General features: G+C 42.9%; 20 protein-coding genes. 9 read left to right on the forward strand and 11 right to left on the reverse strand.

What is annotated here, in order from left to right:
* Positions 1–17: 17 nt before the first annotated feature.
* Positions 18–452 (reverse strand): MarR family winged helix-turn-helix transcriptional regulator, encoded by a 435-nt coding sequence (locus KXQ82_RS02800; protein WP_219486573.1) that lies wholly within the window; start codon positions 450–452, stop codon positions 18–20.
* Between the two features lie 131 nt (positions 453–583).
* Positions 584–2347, reverse strand: a complete 1764-nt coding sequence (locus KXQ82_RS02805) for an AMP-dependent synthetase/ligase (RefSeq protein WP_219486575.1) — start codon at positions 2345–2347, stop codon at positions 584–586.
* 226 nt (positions 2348–2573) lie between these two features.
* Between KXQ82_RS02805 and KXQ82_RS02810 the strand changes: the two genes are divergently transcribed.
* Complete coding sequence (locus tag KXQ82_RS02810; protein ID WP_219486576.1) at positions 2574–3062, forward strand: hypothetical protein; 489 nt, start codon at positions 2574–2576, stop codon at positions 3060–3062.
* A gap of 96 nt (positions 3063–3158) precedes the next feature.
* Here the strand turns inward: KXQ82_RS02810 and KXQ82_RS02815 are convergent, their stop codons facing one another.
* Positions 3159–6917, reverse strand: a complete 3759-nt coding sequence (locus KXQ82_RS02815) for a S8 family peptidase (protein ID WP_219486577.1) — start codon at positions 6915–6917, stop codon at positions 3159–3161.
* A gap of 164 nt (positions 6918–7081) precedes the next feature.
* Here KXQ82_RS02815 and KXQ82_RS02820 point away from each other — a divergent pair, with 164 nt between their 5' ends.
* Complete coding sequence (locus KXQ82_RS02820; protein WP_219486578.1) at positions 7082–7345, forward strand: hypothetical protein; 264 nt, start codon at positions 7082–7084, stop codon at positions 7343–7345.
* Between the two features lie 57 nt (positions 7346–7402).
* Here the strand turns inward: KXQ82_RS02820 and KXQ82_RS02825 are convergent, their stop codons facing one another.
* Positions 7403–7849, reverse strand: a complete 447-nt coding sequence (locus KXQ82_RS02825; RefSeq protein WP_219486579.1) for a DUF1569 domain-containing protein — start codon at positions 7847–7849, stop codon at positions 7403–7405.
* 148 nt (positions 7850–7997) lie between these two features.
* Here KXQ82_RS02825 and KXQ82_RS02830 point away from each other — a divergent pair, with 148 nt between their 5' ends.
* Together KXQ82_RS02830 and KXQ82_RS02835 are read left to right on the forward strand one after the other, a co-directional pair.
* Positions 7998–8474 carry a response regulator transcription factor gene (locus tag KXQ82_RS02830; RefSeq protein WP_219486580.1) on the forward strand — a complete coding sequence of 159 codons (477 nt, stop codon included), beginning with the start codon at positions 7998–8000 and terminating at the stop codon, positions 8472–8474.
* Between the two features lie 102 nt (positions 8475–8576).
* On the forward strand, positions 8577–9113 hold the full coding sequence (locus KXQ82_RS02835; RefSeq protein WP_219486581.1) for a DUF4199 domain-containing protein: 537 nt from the start codon (positions 8577–8579) through the stop codon (positions 9111–9113).
* A 332-nt stretch (positions 9114–9445) separates the two neighbouring features.
* Here KXQ82_RS02835 and KXQ82_RS02840 read toward each other — a convergent pair whose 3' ends face one another.
* Positions 9446–11107 (reverse strand): NAD+ synthase, encoded by a 1662-nt coding sequence (locus KXQ82_RS02840; protein ID WP_219486891.1) that lies wholly within the window; start codon positions 11105–11107, stop codon positions 9446–9448.
* 64 nt (positions 11108–11171) lie between these two features.
* Between KXQ82_RS02840 and gldB the strand changes: the two genes are divergently transcribed.
* Both gldB and KXQ82_RS02850 read left to right on the forward strand, forming a co-directional pair.
* Positions 11172–12215 carry a gliding motility lipoprotein GldB gene (gene gldB, locus KXQ82_RS02845; protein ID WP_219486582.1) on the forward strand — a complete coding sequence of 348 codons (1044 nt, stop codon included), beginning with the start codon at positions 11172–11174 and terminating at the stop codon, positions 12213–12215.
* A complete protein-coding gene (locus KXQ82_RS02850; protein ID WP_219486584.1) occupies positions 12190–13008 on the forward strand; it encodes a patatin-like phospholipase family protein in 819 nt (272 codons plus the stop codon). The genes gldB and KXQ82_RS02850 overlap by 26 nt, the downstream gene beginning before the upstream one ends.
* An 8-nt stretch (positions 13009–13016) precedes the next feature.
* Here KXQ82_RS02850 and KXQ82_RS02855 read toward each other — a convergent pair whose 3' ends face one another.
* Positions 13017–13208, reverse strand: coding sequence for a hypothetical protein (locus KXQ82_RS02855; protein ID WP_219486585.1), 192 nt, complete (start codon positions 13206–13208; stop codon positions 13017–13019).
* 162 nt (positions 13209–13370) lie between these two features.
* Here KXQ82_RS02855 and KXQ82_RS02860 point away from each other — a divergent pair, with 162 nt between their 5' ends.
* Positions 13371–13895 (forward strand): YciE/YciF ferroxidase family protein, encoded by a 525-nt coding sequence (locus tag KXQ82_RS02860; protein ID WP_219486587.1) that lies wholly within the window; start codon positions 13371–13373, stop codon positions 13893–13895.
* Positions 13896–13905: 10 nt separating this feature from the next.
* Here KXQ82_RS02860 and KXQ82_RS02865 read toward each other — a convergent pair whose 3' ends face one another.
* Complete coding sequence (locus tag KXQ82_RS02865) at positions 13906–14586, reverse strand: GNAT family N-acetyltransferase (protein WP_219486589.1); 681 nt, start codon at positions 14584–14586, stop codon at positions 13906–13908.
* Between the two features lie 194 nt (positions 14587–14780).
* Between KXQ82_RS02865 and KXQ82_RS02870 the strand changes: the two genes are divergently transcribed.
* Both KXQ82_RS02870 and KXQ82_RS02875 read left to right on the forward strand, forming a co-directional pair.
* Entirely contained in the window at positions 14781–15281 is a 501-nt protein-coding gene (locus KXQ82_RS02870) for an FKBP-type peptidyl-prolyl cis-trans isomerase (protein ID WP_219486591.1), read from the forward strand.
* Between the two features lie 10 nt (positions 15282–15291).
* Positions 15292–16224 carry an FKBP-type peptidyl-prolyl cis-trans isomerase gene (locus tag KXQ82_RS02875; RefSeq protein WP_219486593.1) on the forward strand — a complete coding sequence of 311 codons (933 nt, stop codon included), beginning with the start codon at positions 15292–15294 and terminating at the stop codon, positions 16222–16224.
* Here the strand turns inward: KXQ82_RS02875 and KXQ82_RS02880 are convergent.
* The 4 genes from KXQ82_RS02880 to KXQ82_RS02895 all read right to left on the reverse strand — a co-directional run bounded on the left by KXQ82_RS02880 (position 16221) and on the right by KXQ82_RS02895 (position 20054).
* Entirely contained in the window at positions 16221–17525 is a 1305-nt protein-coding gene (locus KXQ82_RS02880) for a cryptochrome/photolyase family protein (RefSeq protein WP_219486596.1), read from the reverse strand. The genes KXQ82_RS02875 and KXQ82_RS02880 overlap by 4 nt on opposite strands.
* A gap of 117 nt (positions 17526–17642) precedes the next feature.
* On the reverse strand, positions 17643–18989 hold the full coding sequence (locus tag KXQ82_RS02885) for a DUF4097 family beta strand repeat-containing protein (RefSeq protein WP_219486598.1): 1347 nt from the start codon (positions 18987–18989) through the stop codon (positions 17643–17645).
* Positions 18970–19536 (reverse strand): hypothetical protein, encoded by a 567-nt coding sequence (locus tag KXQ82_RS02890; RefSeq protein WP_219486600.1) that lies wholly within the window; start codon positions 19534–19536, stop codon positions 18970–18972. The genes KXQ82_RS02885 and KXQ82_RS02890 overlap by 20 nt, the downstream gene beginning before the upstream one ends.
* A complete protein-coding gene (locus KXQ82_RS02895) occupies positions 19533–20054 on the reverse strand; it encodes an RNA polymerase sigma factor (protein ID WP_369412420.1) in 522 nt (173 codons plus the stop codon). The genes KXQ82_RS02890 and KXQ82_RS02895 overlap by 4 nt, the downstream gene beginning before the upstream one ends.
* Between the last annotated feature and the right edge of the window lie 91 nt (positions 20055–20145).

The following is a 20145-nucleotide window of genomic DNA, read 5'->3' on the forward strand; positions in this document are numbered from 1 at the left end:
AGGGAGGACTTAAAAGGCTACTCTGGTTTATAATCAATGGTCAGTTGGTTAATCTTTTTCAATGTATCAGTAAGCTGTTGTTTGTCAGCTTCGCTGATATGGTCGTTCAGGTAATCGTTAAACTTGCGTACTACAACCCTTGCCAGGTGGCGTTTCTCTTTACCCAGCGGGGTTAAGTAAATTTTCACCGAGCGTTTATCGCCTTTGTTCGACTCGCGGTAGATCAGTCCTGATTCTTCCAGGTTGATCAGCATGCGCGACAGGCTGGTGGATTTTAAGCCGAGCAGTCCGGCAACTTCGCTAACAGTTGTGCCTTCGTGTTCATCGATATTAATGAGCAAATAGCCGATGGATTGGGTAATGCCAAACTCGGATGCTAATTGGTTATACCTGTTGGCAACGGTTTGCCATACTACCTTTAAAAAATAATCTATGGTTTCCTGGTGGTTCATTATTTACTATGCAAGCATAACAAATGTAAGTAATGAAAATTTACTATGCAAGCATATTGTTCAGGAAAATTTCAGGATGATACAATAATGACGAATACGGTAGAAAAGAGTATAAATTAAGTTGAACGCGTCTATACCGTCCGATATATCTCTTCCACCAATTTCTCGTACTTTTTCAATATCACTTTCCGTTTCAGGCTTAGTTTGGGGGTCATCTCGCCGGTAGCTATGCTCCATTCATCGGCAATGAGTTCAAATTTTTTAACCTGTTCCCAATGGCCAAAGTTGTCGTTATATTTATCCAGTTCGTTTTGGATCTTATCAATAACGCGGCGGCTTTTAACTGCTTCTTCGCGGGTGGTGTATTCAAGGCCTTTTTTAGCGCACCAATCTTTTACGGCGTCAAAGGCAGGGATGATCAATGCCGCAGGGAAACGCTGGTTTTCGCCAATCACGATGATCTGCTCAATAAATGGCGACTCCTTAAACTTATTCTCCAATGTTTGTGGCGCGATGTATTTGCCACCCGCGGTTTTAAATATCTCTTTTTTGCGATCGGTAATGCAGAGGTATTTGTTATCCAGCATTACGCCAATATCCCCGGTGTGGAAATAGCCGTCGGCATCAATGGCTTCGGCAGTAGCATCGGGGCGGTTATAATAGCCTTTCATTACGTTTGGCCCTTTTACCATGATCTCACCATCCGATGCGATTTTTAAATTTACGCCTTTTACTATCGGGCCAACCGTACCAAAACGGGCCTCGCCGGGCTGCGGTGCGTTCACCGCGATAACCGGCGATGTTTCGGTTAAGCCGTAGCCTTCCAACACTTTAATACCCGCGGCCCAGAATACCCTGGCCAGCCTTGGCTGCAAAGCCGCCCCCCCGGATACGATAGCGATAATTTCGCCACCCAAAGCGTCCTTCCACTTACTGAATACCAACTTTCGGGCGATCTTTAATTTCATTTCGTACAAAAAGCCATTGCGGCCATTCATTTCGTAACGTAAACCTAATTGCAATGCCCAGTTAAATATATTCTTTTTAGCACCGGTGAGCTCGGCACCTTTGGCTACTATTTTATCATAAACTTTTTCGAGCAGGCGGGGCACAGTGGTAAAGCAATGCGGTTTTACCTCCTGCATATCAGCAACAATAGTATCCATACTTTGCGCATAGTAAATAGAAATGCCCAGGTACAGGTACATATATATAACCATGCGTTCAAATATGTGGCACATGGGTAAAAAGCTTAAGGCCCGGTTAATTTCGGCAGGGTATAGCTTTGAGCATTCCAATACATTGCTTACCAGGTTGGCATGCGTAAGCATAACCCCTTTAGGCGTACCTGTGGTGCCGGATGTATAGATGAGCGTAAGCAGGTCATCGGGCTGTACTTTATCGCGATATTCCTGCAGGTTGGGCTGGCGGTTGTTTTTACCGGAATCTAATATTTCGTTCCAGTTTTTTACGCCTTCAACATTCTCGTAACTGTATACCTGTAAGTCTTGTTTTGTTTTTTGGGTAACCTCGCTTATTTTATGGCATATCTCCTTATCAGCAGCAAAAATGATCCGGATACCGGCATCTTTTAAGATATGTTCTATATCGGCATCGCTCAGGGTAGGGTACATAGGTACCGATACCGCGCCTATTTGCATAATGCCGAAATCGCAAAAGTTCCACTCGGGCCTGTTGTGCGACATGATTGCTATCTTATCATCTTTTTTTACACCCAGCGCCAATAAACCGTAGCTAACATCATCAATAGTATCGGTAACCGCCTGTGTGGCATATTTTGACCATGCGCCCGATTGTTTATAGGCAAGCATATCGGCCTTGGGGAAGTTCTGTAAATTGTAAGGGAGCAGATCAAAAACACGTGTTATAGCCATTGTGCTTCGGTATTTGTATAAAAAAGGAACTGGTTATTAAAATTGGTTGGCTTTAATACCATCAACCCAAATATATGAAATTTATTGCCCGTTAAATAAAAATACTATGCATGAATAGTATTTTTATTTTTTGTGAGAACCATATAAATACTTTAGGCTATTATCTGTCGTTTTAAGCGTGTGGCACTAAAATTGATAGGTTGCCACATATAATTTAATTACTGATATGAAAAAGATTTTGCTACTTACCCTTATTACTGTGTCTACTTTATTTACAAATCGTTTATTCGCGCAAAGCTACCCCGTTGCTGTTGGCGCTAAGTTTGGCGGTTATGAAAACGGCCTTTCTGTTAAATACTTTATGCAAAAAAATGCTGCCCTTGAGGGGATATTAGGTTTCCGTTCGCATGGTGTGGTGTTAACCGGCCTGTACGAAATACATCAAACAGCCTTTAACGTACCCGAATTGAAATTTTACTATGGCGGCGGCGCGCATATTGGTTCGATAAATGGCGATTACAGCCGCTTTGGGTCCGACAGCCAAAAATATAATGGCAGTACACTTTTATTAGGTGCCGATGGTGTAATCGGGTTGGAGTACAAAATACCTAACGCGCCTATCGCGATAAGCTTAGACCTTAACCCACGCCTTGAACTGGCCACCGGTCCGTTTTTTGACCTTGCACCGGGATTAGGATTGAAATATACCTTTTAGAAGATAGTAAGTGGTTGGTAAAGTTAATTAGTTAAATAGTGCGTTGTTCACTCACTATTTAACTTTACTAACCACTCACCTAATCAACTCTATTCACTATTTTAAAATAGTGAACTGTTTTGAGTACACTTTGTCGTCAATTTTTAGTTTGATGAAATATGGGCCATCGGCAAAAGCTGAGGTGTTGATAATGGTATTGAAAGGCCCCGTGCTTAGCGTTTTTGTATCATCATAAATATGCTGCCCTATTGAATTTAATACAGATATAGAGAGTACCCCGTTTTTTGCAGCATTGAACGCGATATTTAGCTGATTGGCGGCGGGGACCGGGAATACAGCTAATGAAATATCTGATCCTAAGCCGGTACCCGTAACCGGTAATACAAAATTAAAATCGTCTGATTTGGAAACGCAGCCGTTTGGCGCAATAATATCAACCCGGTAAACACCGCTCCTTAACGGGGTATAGGTTTGGCTGCTTGCACCTGCAATCAGGTTGCCGTTTAAATACCATTGATTATTGGTAGTAAAATTTGAAGTAAGCACCGTTCCATTTAACGTAATGACAGGTTTTACAAGGGTTACCGCCACCCTTGAAGGTGATGGGCAACCCAAACTTTTTACATGCATGTTGTAAAAATAATAGTAAAAATTACGGTAATACGTGGTATCGGTTGGTGTGGCGGTTGATGTGGCATTGTTATTCACAATATTAAATAATCCGTTTAAACTAAAAGGATAGCCAGTAACGCCGCCATTGTTGCGGTACAAAGTAGCTCCATCAGGGTATGATACCGATATGGTGTAAAAACCCGCCGCGGGCAATGCTAAATTCAGATTGTATATTTTTCCCTGGTCGGTAGGGTCATCGGTGAGAGCGCCGGCTGCAGGATTGGCACGTGTAGCGGTTACATTAATGGTAGTGCTTGATACAGGCTGCCCGTTTGGCGTGGTAACTGTAAATGTTATTTTACCGGAGTTACCAATGTAAAGGCGTGCGCTTTCAATAAGCAAAGGCACTTTTGTGTATACCTTAACGCGTGGCGTAAACTGGTTATAGGCACCCGCGGCAAATGTATTTTTGGTTGCCGGGCCAACGTTGCCGCTAAAATCATTCAGGCTGGCGTAGTAGGTGTTATTTATGGGGGCCTGTGCTGTAACAACGCTATTGCCGAATGTAAACGGAGCTACATCGCCAATGTTTTGGTACCAGAATACCTGGCCGCTGCCTGTCGCGTTTAAGCTGTAGGTTTTGGCATCGGTACAATAAAATGCCGATAAGTTGGTAGGGAACGGTGTATTGCTGATAACAGATGTTGCTGTAACCTGGTTATTTGTTGTAACTGCATCGTTAGCTAATTGTGTCGCGGCTGTAATTGTGTAGCTGCCCCCTGCAATAGCGTTAAATGTTCCGGTGAGAATAAGGTCGTCTTCGGCTAACGGTGCCAACGTACCCGGGTAGCTTTCGTTAAGGGTAGTTATGTTGCCAGTAGCTACCGAGGTAATGGTTACCGTTATCGGGACGTTGCTGATAGCGGTACTTCCAAAGTTTTTCAACCTTACCGAAACACTTTCGTTAGTGGCCGGGCAACTGCCTGTTACCGGGCTGTTTATGGCGATGGTGCCTGCATCAAGCGTTGTTTTTATAAACTTAACACGGTAGTCCTGCGTTTCGCCTTTGGCGTAAGTGCCACAGGCCGTTATTGTATTAGGGTCGGTAGTTTCAACCAGCACTACACGCATCAGGCTGTAGTTATCCGGTATAACGGTTGGCGGTACTGTAATATTTGTGCTGTAGGTACCTGTGGCGGCAATTACGCCCGATGTGGCAACCAACTCATTGGCATCAAAAACACCGTTGCCATTCCAGTCGATATAAACTTTGGCTATTTTACTAAAGTTAGCACCGCAAGTGCCTAATGTAAGGCTTAAAGGGTATGTTTTACCTTGCTCAAGGGTAGCGGTTAAGGTAGTGTAATTTGAGTAGGTGGTACAGCCCCCCGGAGCAGTAAAATTCAGGTCGGATAAAGTGAGGTTGTTCACCTTCGAATCGGCATTTGATGAGGGTGCCGAAGCACAATAAGCTACACCGCCTATGCCGGTAACTACCAACGAGAAATCCTGCGACGCGTTGGTTAATATGCCTTTATGGGTAACGGTAATGGTATAGCTTTTACCCGGTACGGCACCGGCTATATAAACCTGCTCTACATTGTCCCTGATGTTATCGCCGGTGGTGGCGTTAGCCCCCGGAGCAGTTGGATCTAACACCCATGGCCTGAATGTTGTAGAGCCATCGCTTACGCGGATATCAAGATCATTAACTAATTTGGGCGTACGGTCATTAATAGTACCAAGGGCTGAGGGTGTGCCTGCAGGATCTGTCCATACAATACCTGCCACCAGTGGGCCGTTGCCCGATGCCGTTACGGTAAATGTTTGCGTTTGGCCCTGGCCCAAAGTTTTTTCGGTTATCAGGCTTTTGGTATTGTTATCAGTTATGGCCTGGGCGGCTTTTGCCACATCAAGCAAACCCCAACCATAAATATAATCGGGCCCGGGCCTGCCTGCATCTAAAGCGGTATTGCAAACCAGTGCTTTTAAAGTAGCTGAGCGCATAAAATTACCCGCGTTTTTTTGCGCGTAATATTCCTGCAACAGATACAGAGAGCCTGATACGTTAGGTGAGGCCATAGACGTGCCCGATTCGTACAGGTAGGCATCAGGCGCGGTACTGCCGGATGATAGTACATTTACCCCATCGCCACAGATATCCGGTTTGATACGCCCGTCATCGGTAGGGCCAAAGCTGCTGAAGTAGGCTATGCTTATATCACTGCCGGTTGATGGCCCAAAGGGGAGGGGATTAACTGCGCCAACAGATAAAATGTTTTTTGCCGTGTTGCTTGCGCTGATCACATCATATCCTCCATTTGAACTGATGGTAGCCGGCCGCGGGCCTTTATTTACAATGGTTTTATCTGTTCGGGTATTATAGCCATAATAGGTTGTGCCAACATTGGGGCCTGTTTCGCCACGGTGGTTACCAGCCGCAAAAACCATCAGGTATTTTGGAGCATTATAGGATATCTGATCGTATGATTGTGCATAAGTATCGTAGAAACCGAAACGATAATCTACAGTATCACCAGGCAGGCCATCCCATTCCCAACGTGTTTGGTCCGTATCGTAATACCAACCACCTCCATGATCGTATGAGTGGTTTGAGAGTATCAATCCGGCTGCGGCTGCGGTTGCCATTTCGTTTATATCATTGCTAAAATCGTAGGATAGCAAGCTTGTAGCACCAAATGCCATGCCTTTTGCCGGGGCATAGGTACCTGCTGCTATCATGGTGCCGGCAACGTGCGCGGCGTGATCGATATAAATTAAGGGTGTTGCGTCTTTAAACTGAATGTTTTTGCCCGCAAATTCCTGGTGTGCTGCGTATACGCCCGAACCATCCCAAATGGCAAGCTTATTTACCAAAGCGCTGCTGGATCCGGTAAGGTTTAAGCCTAACAAGCCGCCGGGCTGTACGGTATTGGTGCGGGTTGATGCTGCCGCGATGATGTTGTTAACTGTTTTAGCATAAATGGGGAAGCCCAACTTATCCACCCCCTGCAATACCACGGCACCCCCATTTGCATAACTTGAAATGGTCCACCCGTTTTTTTTTGCCAGTGCAATTAACTGCTGGCGGTTAGCATTATATTCGGTATCGGCCTTTGCTGCAATTGCGGTTAATTGTTTACTTTGGATTGTACCTGTAGCCGGCACTTGCTGCGCTTGTGTGCCTATGGTAAAAAAGCCAAGTAATAGGGTTATAAAAACAGTTGGGTAAAATCTCTTCATGTAAAGCAATTAGAAGCGTAATATAATTCAAATGGTAACTATAAACAAACGCATTACCTTAATAAATTGTATGAAGACGTTTGCATTTATGTTAATGTTTTGCCATTTTATGCCTTAGCGCAAACAAAACCAGCAGTAAAATATATCTAAAACAAGGGAAAAGTATGCCCGTTCCGGGCCGGAAAATGGGCAACGGAATAGCTGTTAGCCGCAACGTGTATGTATACGAATTAACTACTACAGCGCAAACCGTACAGCAGGCTACTTTTTTTACTGTTATTAAAACCAAACTGATAGCCAAAACACAAAGTGATGCTAATGGCAATTACTCGATGTCATTACCTCCCGGTGATTACACTGTTTTTTTAGAGCAAAAAATCGCATGTATGCCAATAGCTTTGACGGGAAAGGGAATATTTGCCCGGTAAAGGCTAAAAGGATAGCGTGAGCAGGAAAGATATTATTATTAACGACAGTGCGGTTAATTAACTGTTAAACTGCCTGAGGTGATGATCGAGGTGTTTATAGGCCAGATAGCCAACCTGTTCTTTGGTCATGGGGCCAAAAAACCAGTGTACAAAACTATCGTTCGAATAGTTGGCATATCCGTTGATTAACGTTATCAGTTTATCTTTTTCGGCGGCAATATCACCAACGGTTTGCTGCACTTTAAAATCGTTACCGGTAGGAGCGTTTTTACCCATGGGGGCATCATCCTTAGTCAAACTTTTCAAAGCCATTTTGCCTAATATGCGGCCAATGAACACGCGTTTGTATTGTTTATTGCCCTGATACATTTCGTCCGACAGGGTGCAATGTTTAAGCATTTGGTAAACATTCATTTTACCCCATAGCGGAGTACTTGCCTGGTTCAATGTTTTTATCCTGCCGATCAGTTGCGCGCGTGTACCCTCGTCAAATATTGTATTCATTTTACTTTGATTGTTTTATACAAACCTAAACCATAAATGAGGTAAATTAAAGGGCATATCAAGACCAATTACGGGGTAAATACGACAGGTGTATTTTTACCAATTGCTAATTTGTAGCTATTTCTGTATTTTTATATATCGATCAGCAATGAGCATGTCCCTGAATTATTTTTCGAAATTTAGATCTGTATTTATTTATGGTGTTTCGCTGGCGGCTTTGTTGTTTTTATTGAAATGGCTGGAGTGGCGTTTTATTATCGTAAATTATACATTCGAGATATACGCCGGATTTATCGCCGTTATTTTTACCGGGCTGGGTATCTGGCTGGCACTTAAACTAAGCAAACCTAAAACCACCATTGTAACTGTAGAAAAAGAAACGGTAATAACCAATGATGAATTTGTGCTGAACGAAAACGTACTTGACGAAATGGGTATCAGCAAACGCGAATTGGAGGTACTCCAATTAATAGCGCAGGGTTTGAGCAATCAGCAAATAGCCGAGCAACTGTTTGTATCGTTAAATACCATTAAAACACATTCATCAAAAGTATTTGAGAAACTGGAGGTGCAACGCCGTACGCAGGCGGTTGAAAAGGCAAAGCGGTTGAGCCTGATTCCATAATACTTTGGTATGAAAGCGGTACATTGCTGTAAAATCACCCGAAAGTATGAGGGTAAAGATGTAGCAAACGCTCAACTTTGAACCGAACTAAAACTAAAAAACATGAAAAAGAATGTACTTGTTTACGGATTGATCTCGGGGGCTTTGATCTCGGCTTTTATTGTTATTTCTATGAACGTTTGGGGCTGCGAAGGCAACGCTTCCAGCATGTATATTGGTTATGCCGCACAGTTGCTGGCCCTTTCGCTTGTTTTTGTAGGCATTAAAAACTATCGTGATAATTATAACGGAGGTGTGATATCATTTGGTAAGGCATTTACCATGGGCCTATATATTTCGCTCATTGCCTCAACCATGTATGTAGTGGTTTGGACGATAGATTACTATTATTTTATGCCCGACTTTATGGATAAGTTTGCCGCAAGCATGCTTAAACAAGCCCAGAGTAGCCACTTGTCGCCCGCCCAATTAGCCTCCAAAACGGCCGAAATTGCTGAAATGAAAAAGATTTACGCAAGCCCGATTATGGTTTTTTTGTTTACCTATGTAGAGATACTTCCTACAGGATTGATCGTATCGCTGATATCGGCTTTGATATTGAAGAAGAAGGCTGGTGGTGATGGAGTTGTGGTGGCGTGATTATTCGAAGTTGGAAATTTCGAACATCAAAATAGGCGAATCCGTTAACGCGCTTTTGTTTATCAGGTCAAAATTGCGTATATTGTAGTTGTCGGGCTTGCTCTTGCATTCGTCGGTGAGCATACCGACGAAGAACTTGAAAAATACCTGTTTTTACCTGTTTTTTTTATTATGTCATTGCTAGGGGTGCTTCTATCGGCACGACGTGGCAATCTCTGAGAAAGGCTCTCAAACATGCAGGGCGGGAATGTCCGCAGAGATGGCCACGCTTTGCTCGCCATGACATGGTGTAGAATACCTGTTTTTACCTGCTTTTTTAAGACGGTATTTTACTATGACAGGTACTTGCCTACTATTGGCATCCTGCGGCCCATGCCGAATGCTTTTGGCGATACGCGGAGGATGGGCGGGGTTTGGTAGCGTTTGTGCTCGGCCCCGTTCACCAGTTTCATTACGCGTTTAACTACGGCCTCATCATAGCCCAGTGCGATAATTTGGGCGGATGATTTTCGGTGCTCGATGTACTCCATCAGGATGGTATCGAGTATGTCGTATTCGGGCAGCGAGTCGGAATCCTTTTGGCCGGGACGCAACTCGGCAGATGGTGGCTTTACAATGGAGTTTACCGGGATGATCTCCTGCGCGCGGTTAATGTGGTGGGCAAGCTCATAAACCTGTGTTTTGTACAGGTCGCCAAGTACAGATATACCACCGCACATGTCGCCGTAAAGCGTGCCATAACCGACAGCGGCTTCGCTTTTGTTGGAAGTGTTGAGCAATATATAGCCAAACTTGTTGCTCATGGCCATCAGCAATACAGCACGACTGCGAGATTGGATGTTCTCTTCGGCAATATTAAATGGCAGTCCGCTGAATTGTGGTTGCAAAGCGGTTTCAAATGCTTCGGTGATATTTTTAATGGCTACGGTCTCGCTCAGGCAGCCAAGGTTCTTCACCAGGTCTTCGGCATCGCTAATGGAATGGTCTGATGAGAAGCGCGATGGCAGCAACACAGCCATCACATTTTTAGGCCCTAATGCCTCGGCAGCCAATGCGCAAACCACGGCAGAATCAATACCGCCCGATAAACCCAAAATGGCTTTGCTGAAACCGGATTTATAGAAGTAATCGCGGATGCCGAGAATTAGGCCCTGATGGATCTGCTCGATATCGCTGGTATGGGCCGATTTGATGGTATGCTCGTGATCGAAGGTGATGGCTGATTTACCCGCGGCATCCTTATCCAAAGTATAGTAGGATATGTGCTCTTTGAAATACGGCATCTCATCAACCAAAGTGCCCGCGGCATCAAATACTAAGGAGCCGCCATCAAAGATGAGTTCGGTTTGTGCGCCAACCTGGTTTACATAAAACAGGGGTAGGTTATATTGCTTGGCATTATTGCTCAGGATATCGATACGCTCCTCATCATGGTTATACGCGAAAGGCGATGCCGCAATGTTGATCATCACATCAGGATTCTGGGTGATGAGTTTATCCATTGGGCGGGTAATGTACAGCGGGTTTTCAATGGTGTTCCACAAGTCCTCGCAAATGGTGAGGGCTATGCGGTGCCCCTTAAAATTGATACAGTTAAAATCGGTTTCGGGCTCAAAGTAACGGTACTCATCGAACACATCGTAGTTGGGTAGCAGGGCTTTGTTTACGATGGCTTTGATCTGTCCATCTTCAATAAAATAAGCAGAGTTGAACAAGTCCTTGCCTTCATCCTTTAAATTATAGGTTGGCAGGCCAATAATACAAGCTATGCCTTTGCAAACTTCGGCTATTTGTTTTGCCGCTTGTGCGCAATAATCAATGAACTCGGTAAACTCTAAAAAGTCGCGGGCGGGGTAGCCACAAACGCACAGCTCAGCAAATACCACTAAGTCTGCACCGTTTTGGCGGGCCTCGTTAATGCTGTCGATTATCTTTTTGGTGTTCGATTCAAAGTTACCAATATGGTAATTACGTTGGGCAAGGGCAATTTTTATCATATATATACGTAGTACTTCGAATAACATCCGAAATACAATTTTAAAAAATTAATTTTACTGCATGATACCGGTTCTGCAATATAAGCGTACAAGGCAAATTTATCTTTTTTTTTCAATCGTAATGCTCTTATCGGCCTGCGGACGCAATAAAAAAGTTGATGTGAGCAATATACCAGTTCATATTGATATTGCCCGCTTTGACCATGATTTTGATGATATGCGCCGAAAGCCGATGTATGAGCAGGCGCAATTTCTGCAAAAAAAATACGGGCTTTTTTACCAGGACTATATTGAACGAATATTGCAGGCCGGTAGTACACGCGATACAGGTTATTTTAAAACCCTGCGGATCATCTTCGGGAATGCTGATTATGCCGCACTTAAAAACGAGGTAGACTCGGTTTATCCGAACCTAAACCTGCAGAGCGAGCAGCTTACCGATGCATTCAGGCGTGTTAAATATTATTTTCCTAAAATTAAGATACCCGAAGTGTATGCTTACTTTTCGGGTTTCAGGGCGCAAACTACGTTGGGAGATACTTATTACGGGATAGGGCTCGACCAGTTTTTGGGAGCTAATTCCAAGTTTTATCCCGCTATAATTGAAGCTTTTCCGCATTATATTTCGCGGCGGTTTACACCGGATAACATAGCCCCGCGCGTGATGGAAGGCTTTATCCGCGAAGATATGTTCCAGGAGCCTGAGGAAGATAAATCGTTGCTGACGCAGATGGTGTACAATGGTAAAATAATGTACATGATGGACCAGGTTTTGCCCGATATGCCAGACAGCCTGAAAATTGGCTATACACCGCAGCAATTAAAATGGTGCGAAGATTTTAAAGGGCAGGTTTGGGCCTACTTTTTAGGTGAGAATTTGCTGTATGAAACCGACAATCAAAAAATAAGCAAGTACATAAACGAAGCTCCCTTTACACCGGGCTTGGGAGAACATAATGAATCGGCACCAAAATTGGGGGTATGGACAGGCTGGCAAATTGTGCGCCAATATATGGAGCGGCACCCCGAAATAACTTTGCCGCAATTAATGGCTAATAACGATGCTCAAAAAATACTAAATGAATCCAGGTACAAACCCAAATAACCCGAAGAAGATAGGCCTGGCTATGTCGGGTGGTGGTATACGCGGCGTAGCCCACTTAGGTATTATGCAGGCGCTTGTTGACAGGGGTATTCAATTTTCGCGGCTAAGCGGCACCAGTGCAGGCGCTATTGCCGCGGCATTTTTTGCGCAAGGGTTTTCGCCAAAAGAAACACTGGACATTATTAGCCAGGCGCATTTGTTTAAGCTGTTGCGCCCCTCGTTCGGGCATACGGGTTTGCTCTCTATTTTAAACGTGGAACATTTGCTAAAAGAGTATTTTCCGGGAAACTCATTTGCTAAACTAAAAATACCCATCACCATTACCGCGGTAGACCTTGGCGAGGGTAAACTGGTTTACTTTAACGAGGGCGACCTGTGCAAGTGCCTGCTGGCATCATGTTGCTTACCGGGGCTTTTCAGGCCGATTATTATGAACGAACACATGTATGTGGATGGCGGTATATTGAATAACTTCCCGGTAGAGCCGTTGATAGGTGAGTGCGATTTTATCATCGGGTCATCATGTAACCATTTGTCTGCTGTAACCGAGATCGGCTCGTTCGCGCAAATGGTTGACAGGGCTGCTATGCTGGCAATAAACAGGAACGTAGAGGCCCATAAAAGCATGTGCGATGTATTGATAGAACCGCAGGGCTTAGGTAATTATGGCATATTTGATACCAAATATGCCGAAGAAATATTTTGGCTGGGCTACGAAGAAGGTTTGAAAACCATTAAAGGCAATACCGTAATGCAGGGCATTTTACCTGGCATACAGAAGCCGAAAGAATAGGCAGAACCTTACTTCATGATGGTGAATACCGCTTTAAGGGCGATAATTACACCAATAACCAGGATGATGTTAGCAAGAATGTTGTATATCGGCGCATCGCCTGCAAAACGCAGATATACACCAACTATACCTATAATAATAGCAACAGTTAACAGGATGTAGTGGCGGGGCGCGTTAGCTTCTTCAATTGAGTTATTCATTTACCAGATTTTTTGATGCCCAAAAATAGTAATGTTTTTGTGAAAATGGAACGACAGATGAAGATTTGTATAAGCCATTGTAATTAATTAGGTTATCTGTTAAACATATTTACATTGTTAACGTTGTTGAGGTAGTTAAAACTTTGTAAATCAACCTTAATCATGGAGAAAATTGTCACATCGCCTACATCACGCGATATACATCTGGGCGATAGCCGGCTGCACACTTTTTTTATTGACCACCTTAATCATATTTATTGTGCCAAGGCGCATATTGTGCAAAGCTTTCCGAACATAGCCGCGCATGCCCATTTTACCGATCTGAAACATGCCATTATTGAAACGATGGAAAATGTGGAGAAGCAGATAGCGCGTATGGAGCAGATATTTAAAATATTGGGTACCAAAATGTCGGTAGCTGCCTGTACCGGTTTAACAGCTATGCTGGAAGAAGCAATTAAAGCGATAAAACACCAAAGCAGCGATGGGGCTTTGCGCGATATGAGCATTTTGTTTTACCTGCAAAATATTGAAAGTGTTGAAATGGCATCCTTTAAAGTACTACAGGTAACGGCGGCTAAGTTAAAAAACAAAGAGATCATCCAGCTATTAAGAGAAAGCTACGATGAAGCGAAGGAAGATCGTGCTTTATTATTGCTGATATCTAAAAAGTATATATCGAGTTAAATACCGGTAGTTAAGCTTTTACCAATACATAAAAATATATTGGTGTGCGGGTTTCAAAACCTAAGCTTTTGTAAACATTAATAGCACGTTCATTATCTCCGCGGACATGCAAGAACGGCGTTTCGCCTTCGGCGTTAATGCGGTGTATCTGGTGCAGCATTAGTTGTTTGGCGTAACCACGGCCCAGGTGATCTGGATGTGTACATACAGCGCTTATTTCGGCATAGCCTTCAGGGTGCAGGCGTTGCCCCGCCATAGCTACTAACTTATCCCCATCAAAAATACCGTGGTAATGCCCAAAATCTATGGTCCGTTCATCAAATGGGCCGGGATTGGTAAGCTGGGTAAGCGCCAGCATTTGGGGTACATGGTGCATCGTCAACGGCATCAGTTCGTGGGGATTGATATCCGTTACAATATTGCCGGTATGTACCATTTGTAAGCCGCTCATAAAGCGTATTGCCTTCCACCGGGCCGGTATCTGTGTTTGGGTGTTGGTAACAAGCAATGCAGGGCCTGTATGCGGTAAAATATCATATAATACACGAAAATTCTCTTCCGAATTTTCGCTAAGCCCGAAGAAAGGCGAAACCTCTTTGGTAAAGTACTTTACATTGCTGTTACCGTATGCCAGGTTACTGTTATTGGTGTTCAGCGCGTTCCATGCGGGACTATCTAATACATGTTCCATTTTGGCAAACGTAAAAAAAGTGGGTTTAAAAGCTGTTACACATTTGTCACATTTATAAATGTGCGATCAGGAGGAACGCTAAACACTTAATCTATTCTTAAAGCGTTTGATAACTGTATTTGTAATTAAAATGTGTTAAATAATGTTAACGTTCTGTTTTTGTGTTTTAAAAAGATAAATTTGCGTTTTATTATATGGGCAGGATACTGTTATTTGTTTTGTTTTGTGCCGGCCTGGCAAGCTGCGGTAAGGTAAATACCGATTTGCAACTGGCGCAGCAACAGCTTGGTGTTGATACCCCCTTGATAAGGAAATACATTAACAGCAATAACATTACAGGCTTTTTACCGGATATAACATTAGGTGTGGCTACAGGTGTTTATTATAAGATAGACACTTTAGGAACAGGGAACGCATTGTTTACCAACTCTACTTTAATAACAGTAGGTTATAAGAGTAGTTTAATGGGCAGTAGTGTGCCATTTGCACAAACCGGTACGTTTCACCCGTCGTTTTCGTACGGGCAGATGATACTGGGTTGGCAATATGGTATTAAGCATATAAAAAAAGGTGGTACTGTAAGGTTGCTGGTACCATCGGGCTTAGCCTACGGGCCTTATGAGCAACCACAATTAGGTTTACCCGCTAACGCGATACTTGATTTTACAATAAAACTATACGATATTAATAATTGAATACATTTAAATGAAGAGGATATTTTACACGCTGATCATATTACTTGCTGTTGGTTTATCATCATGCAAAAAAGGTGCTGAAAACCAAACGATAAAGGAATTTGATGAGAACCAGATACAGGGCTATATTTTACAGAACCACCTGACTAACATGCAGCGCGATAAATCCAATGGTGACACCACAGGGATATATTACGAGATATTAAGTAAGGGTACAGGCCCTGTGATAGATTATCCTGATAAGGTATCTTATGTTTATTCGTTCCATACATTCGACAATGAATATTCGACAACTGACACCATTGCAAACCATACCAATGGGTTTTTGGGCCATGTTACTCCAAATGCGATACAGCTTAGTCTTAAAAACATCGCTCAAACTAAAGGAACTAAAGTAAGGTTGTTAATACCATCAAGGTTAGCTTTTGGCCGCGATGGCTACTTTGCAGGCGCGATACACATTAATGGTAACGAGTGCCTCGATTATACAATTAACCTGATAGATCAGGATTATGACCCTGTTAAAAAGATAAACTATCAGAGTTTGTATGACGATATCAGCATACAAAAGTATATGGCTGCAAATAACCTTACCGGTTTTACAAAATCTACCAAGTCGGGTTTGTGGTATAAAGAAACTACGGTAGGTACAGGTGTTGTACCAACCATAAATTCGGTTGTTGGGGTACAGTACACAGGCTACTTATTTAACAATGCCATATTTGATCAGCAGGTGAATGATGATGCGACGGTAGCGGCGTATTCAACTTCGCTGTACAGTGTTATTACCGGCTGGCAGGAAGGTTTAACCCATGCACATGTTGGCAGCAGAATTACATTGCTTGTGCCTTCGGCATTAGCTTATGGCGATCCGGCATCGAGCTCTATACCTGCTTTCAGTTGCTTAAGGTTTGATATTCTGCTGGTATCTGTTACCAATTAAGCTAAGGCTGCTTTAAACGCTTTTAAACAACGGTCGCGTGCAAAAACGTGATCAACAATGGGTTTTGGATATGTGCTGAAATCGGCATATTCCGGAACCCATTTTTTTACATACTCCATTTTAGGGTCAAAGCGTTTTAGCTGCAGTTCGGGGTTAAATACCCTGAAATAAGGTGCTGCATCATTACCCGAACCGGCTGCCCATTGCCAGCCACCTACATTGCTTGCCATTTCGTAATCCAGCAGTTTACTGGCAAAATAATGCTCGCCCCAACGCCAGTCTATCAGCAGGTGCTTGGTTAAAAAGCTGGCTACAACCATGCGTACACGGTTGTGCATATAGCCTGTAGCATTCAGCTCGCGCATGCCCGCATCAACTAACGGATAACCGGTTTGCCCATTACACCAGGCTTTAAACTCGGTTTCGTTATTGCGCCATTTAATACGATCGTAATCCGGCTTAAATGCTTGTGTTGCCGTATGTGGGAAATGGTTCAATATCATGGCGTAAAAATCGCGCCATATCAGTTCGTTTAACCATGTTTTCTCTTCAGCTTTATAGGCATCTGCCGCCAGCTTACGTATACTTACCGTACCAAACCGTAAATGTAAACCAATATGTGATGTCCCTTTTACCGCCGGGAAATCGCGTTTATCTGCATAATCATCAATAATGTCCCTGTATTGTTTAGGCGGAAACTTCAGTACGCTTTCTTCAAACCCCATCAATTTGAGGGTAGGGACCGGGATGGCTTTGGTTTGATGCAGGTTGCTGAGGTACTTTGTAGTGGGGTATGATCTGAGATAAAACGGCTTCAGCTTATCATACCACTTACGTTTATATGGGGTAAATACAGTGTATGGCTTTTTATCGTCTTTAACTACCTCATCTTTTTCAAATATTACCTGGTCTTTAAACGTATGGAAAGATATTCCTTTCTGATCAAGCTTGTGTTTTATATGATCATCCCGTTTAGCGGCATAAGGTTCATAATCATGGTTGGTATAAACCGCTGCTATATTATAATCTTTAAGTACTTCATCCCAGGCATGGGCAGGCGTTGCATATTTAACCAATATGCCCGAGCCATGCTCTTGTAATTCCTTGCTTAGCGCGATGATGGTTTGATGGATAAAGGTTACCCGCGCATCGGCTTTATCTTCCAGTTTATCCAATATTTCGGGATCGAAAATAAAGAGTGGCAGTACGGGCAGTTCGCCTTTTAAGGCATGATATAAACCGGCGTTATCTTCTAATCGCAGATCACGGCGGAACCAAAAAATATTTATTTGTTGTTGCATTTAGTATTGTTGAGCAACGCATAGTTAATTAAAAGGTTTTAAAGCATGAAATACGACTTAAATAAAAACCCCTGCCTGTTGGCAAGGGTTGATTGATGTATGTTTGATGTTTGTTGCTTAATCGAACTTTACGCTGCCGTAGCTGGTTTTGATAGAAATAACCTTATCAGCATTGCCTTTGCCCAGGTGCCCTTTGTAGGTTTTGGTTGAGCTGTATCCACGCTCGTCGTCGGCCGGGGTTTTATCGGTAACGGTAATGCCATGGTCGCCATATACAAAGCTGCCGTAATGTACAGATACATCAAAATTGAAATTTTGATCGTTATTTAAACCTACCTGCACACTTGAGTAAGTTGAATTTACCGATAGTGCTTTCAGGTTTTTATCCAGCTCGGCAATTTTTAGCCCGCCACCGTAGCGCATATTGATAGTTCCCGAGGTTTTTATCGAAGCTATTTTGGCTGCGCTATAGCTAAGCTCGGCATTGATATTATCGCAGGCGCCCAGGTTAAGGCTGCCATAAGCAACTTTTAGCGCGCTGCCTTTCAGGCTTTCTATAGCCGCGCTGCCATAGCGCGAACTGATCTCGCTTGATGGGTTAGTAAGGTTTTTAGCAGTAAAACTACCGTATGAGCTGTTTATGCTCAATTTACCATCAAAGTTAGGTATTACCGTACCACCGTAGCGGTTAGTAATGGTGAGCGGGTTTTTTGATGGCATGTAAACTGTATAGTTTATCTCAACTTTGTGTATTGTGTATTTGCCATTACTCGAAAATATGCTCCACGAACTGTTATTATCTTTAAAGGTGGTTTTGAATGAAACATCCGAGCCATCTTTGCTATCATTGATGGATACACCATCTAAAATCTTTTGTGCTTCATCCTGTTCGTTGGCATCGGCTTTGATCTGTACCTCAACTTTAAACTCGTTTTTGTTCCAGGTGTTTACTACCACCTTGCCATATTTATTATCAATAGAGAGTACATCATCCTTATCAATATTATAACTTTTAGTGTAGGTTTTGGTTACTTCCTTTATTTCGCCGCTTTTTATTTTTTCCTCTAATTTTTGGTCATGCGAATCAATCGTTATCTTATCAAAACTTGAGAATGCCTTATCAAAACCAGAGCCAAGGCTAAAGGTACCTTGCGAAGAGGAACCTGACGAATAGCTTTTGGGAGCAGGCGTACGTTGTATAATAATTTTACGCGGCTCGGTAGCGGGTGTTGGCGCTGCCGGGTATGTTATAGTGCTGCCTGATTTTAGTACGGATATTCTTTTTTGCGATGTTTTTAAGCTATCCATTTTAGATTGCATCGCATCCATTTTTAACTCCAGTGCCTTTAGTTTTGCTTCAAGGTCTTTTTCTTTCTGTGTTTGCTCCTGTGCCATGGCAATGCTTTGCATGCCTGCTACTATTAAAAGTGTATATAGTATGGTTTTAAATATTTTTGCTTTCATGTTGTTGCTTCTGCTCTTTTTTCATTTGATTAAATTGTTCTATTACTTGTAGTTGTTGATTAAGCACCTCTGTTTGCATTTGCAAGTTCCGGATCATTGCACGTAAAACAAGGTCCTGGTTAGGACTGGTGGCTAAATCTTTAGTCAGTCTTTTATAACTCGAATCCATTTTGGCTATCTCGCCGCTAAACTCATTGTATAGCTGTGGGTCGGTTTTGGCAAGCACTTTAAGCTCGCTGCGTTTATTTTGTACCAGCGATGCATAATGCATTTGCTGTTTTGCATATTCGGGGTTAATGGCGGCCAGGTTTACCACGGGCCTTGATATTTTTAAATAAAACATAAACCCTACGGCCATTACTACCATTACTATTGCGGCCACCCTTAGTACAAAGGCCAGGGTAAATGTTTTTGCTTCCCGTTTGGCGGGGATAACTTCCTTTGTGTTTAACTTTTGCTCAATGTTGTACCATAGGTCAACTTTCGGCTCTAACTCATCAAACTCAGCACGGTTCTGTTTGATGAAATCCTCTAATCGCTTGCTCATACTACTATTCCTTTCTGTTTCAATATTTCAATTAACTTTCTTTTTGCCCTTAAAAACTGCGTACGCGATGTGTTTTGATTAATGTTCAAAATCTCCCCTATTTCTTCATGGTCATAACCTTCCAGTAAGTAAAGCGATAACACTATGCGGTAGCCTTCGGGCAATAACTTTATAGCGGCTTTTATTTGTTCAACTTTATATGTTGTTTCTTCTCCGTCATCATAATCTTCGTCAGCTATTTCAATCTGTTCATCATCAATGCTTACCAGTTCCATTTTACGCTTGCGCAATAAGTTGATGGAGCGGTGTACAACAATTTGCTTTAGCCAAAGGCCAAAGGTTGTTTCCTGCCTGAAATCGTTTATGCGGGCAAAAGCATCCAGGAAAGCTTCCTGCAATACATCCTGAGCTTCATCCAAATTATTAACTATCCTGAAGGCGGTGTTCAACATCGCTTTCGAGTATAGTTTATATAATTCGTAATGGGCTTTTTTGCTCCCTTGCTTACATTCAACCACCAGGTTGTAATGCTTGTCTACATAAACAGATTCCAAATTTTATCAGCTTTCGAATTAAATGACACCACGTTTTTTTAAACGTTGCACCAAA

The sequence above is a fragment of the Mucilaginibacter rivuli genome (genome assembly GCF_019391655.1).
In the GTDB taxonomy this organism is placed as follows: domain Bacteria; phylum Bacteroidota; class Bacteroidia; order Sphingobacteriales; family Sphingobacteriaceae; genus Mucilaginibacter; species Mucilaginibacter rivuli.

What these genes read in the sequence shown, in the direction of transcription:
- KXQ82_RS02865 (WP_219486589.1), bottom strand. Translation starts at nt 14,586, where the DNA reads ATGGAACATGTATTAGATAGTCCCGCATGGAACGCGCTGAACACCAAT.
- KXQ82_RS02880 (WP_219486596.1), bottom strand. Translation starts at nt 17,525, where the DNA reads ATGCAACAACAAATAAATATTTTTTGGTTCCGCCGTGATCTGCGATTA.
- KXQ82_RS02885 (WP_219486598.1), bottom strand. Translation starts at nt 18,989, where the DNA reads ATGAAAGCAAAAATATTTAAAACCATACTATATACACTTTTAATAGTA.
- KXQ82_RS02860 (WP_219486587.1), top strand. Translation starts at nt 13,371, where the DNA reads ATGGAGAAAATTGTCACATCGCCTACATCACGCGATATACATCTGGGC.
- KXQ82_RS02850 (WP_219486584.1), top strand. Translation starts at nt 12,190, where the DNA reads ATGAATCCAGGTACAAACCCAAATAACCCGAAGAAGATAGGCCTGGCT.
- KXQ82_RS02870 (WP_219486591.1), top strand. Translation starts at nt 14,781, where the DNA reads ATGGGCAGGATACTGTTATTTGTTTTGTTTTGTGCCGGCCTGGCAAGC.
- KXQ82_RS02830 (WP_219486580.1), top strand. Translation starts at nt 7,998, where the DNA reads ATGAGCATGTCCCTGAATTATTTTTCGAAATTTAGATCTGTATTTATT.
- KXQ82_RS02855 (WP_219486585.1), bottom strand. Translation starts at nt 13,208, where the DNA reads ATGAATAACTCAATTGAAGAAGCTAACGCGCCCCGCCACTACATCCTG.
- KXQ82_RS02825 (WP_219486579.1), bottom strand. Translation starts at nt 7,849, where the DNA reads ATGAATACAATATTTGACGAGGGTACACGCGCGCAACTGATCGGCAGG.
- KXQ82_RS02805 (WP_219486575.1), bottom strand. Translation starts at nt 2,347, where the DNA reads ATGGCTATAACACGTGTTTTTGATCTGCTCCCTTACAATTTACAGAAC.
- KXQ82_RS02815 (WP_219486577.1), bottom strand. Translation starts at nt 6,917, where the DNA reads ATGAAGAGATTTTACCCAACTGTTTTTATAACCCTATTACTTGGCTTT.
- KXQ82_RS02800 (WP_219486573.1), bottom strand. Translation starts at nt 452, where the DNA reads ATGAACCACCAGGAAACCATAGATTATTTTTTAAAGGTAGTATGGCAA.
- KXQ82_RS02875 (WP_219486593.1), top strand. Translation starts at nt 15,292, where the DNA reads ATGAAGAGGATATTTTACACGCTGATCATATTACTTGCTGTTGGTTTA.
- KXQ82_RS02810 (WP_219486576.1), top strand. Translation starts at nt 2,574, where the DNA reads ATGAAAAAGATTTTGCTACTTACCCTTATTACTGTGTCTACTTTATTT.
- gldB (WP_219486582.1), top strand. Translation starts at nt 11,172, where the DNA reads ATGATACCGGTTCTGCAATATAAGCGTACAAGGCAAATTTATCTTTTT.
- KXQ82_RS02835 (WP_219486581.1), top strand. Translation starts at nt 8,577, where the DNA reads ATGAAAAAGAATGTACTTGTTTACGGATTGATCTCGGGGGCTTTGATC.
- KXQ82_RS02820 (WP_219486578.1), top strand. Translation starts at nt 7,082, where the DNA reads ATGCCCGTTCCGGGCCGGAAAATGGGCAACGGAATAGCTGTTAGCCGC.
- KXQ82_RS02890 (WP_219486600.1), bottom strand. Translation starts at nt 19,536, where the DNA reads ATGAGCAAGCGATTAGAGGATTTCATCAAACAGAACCGTGCTGAGTTT.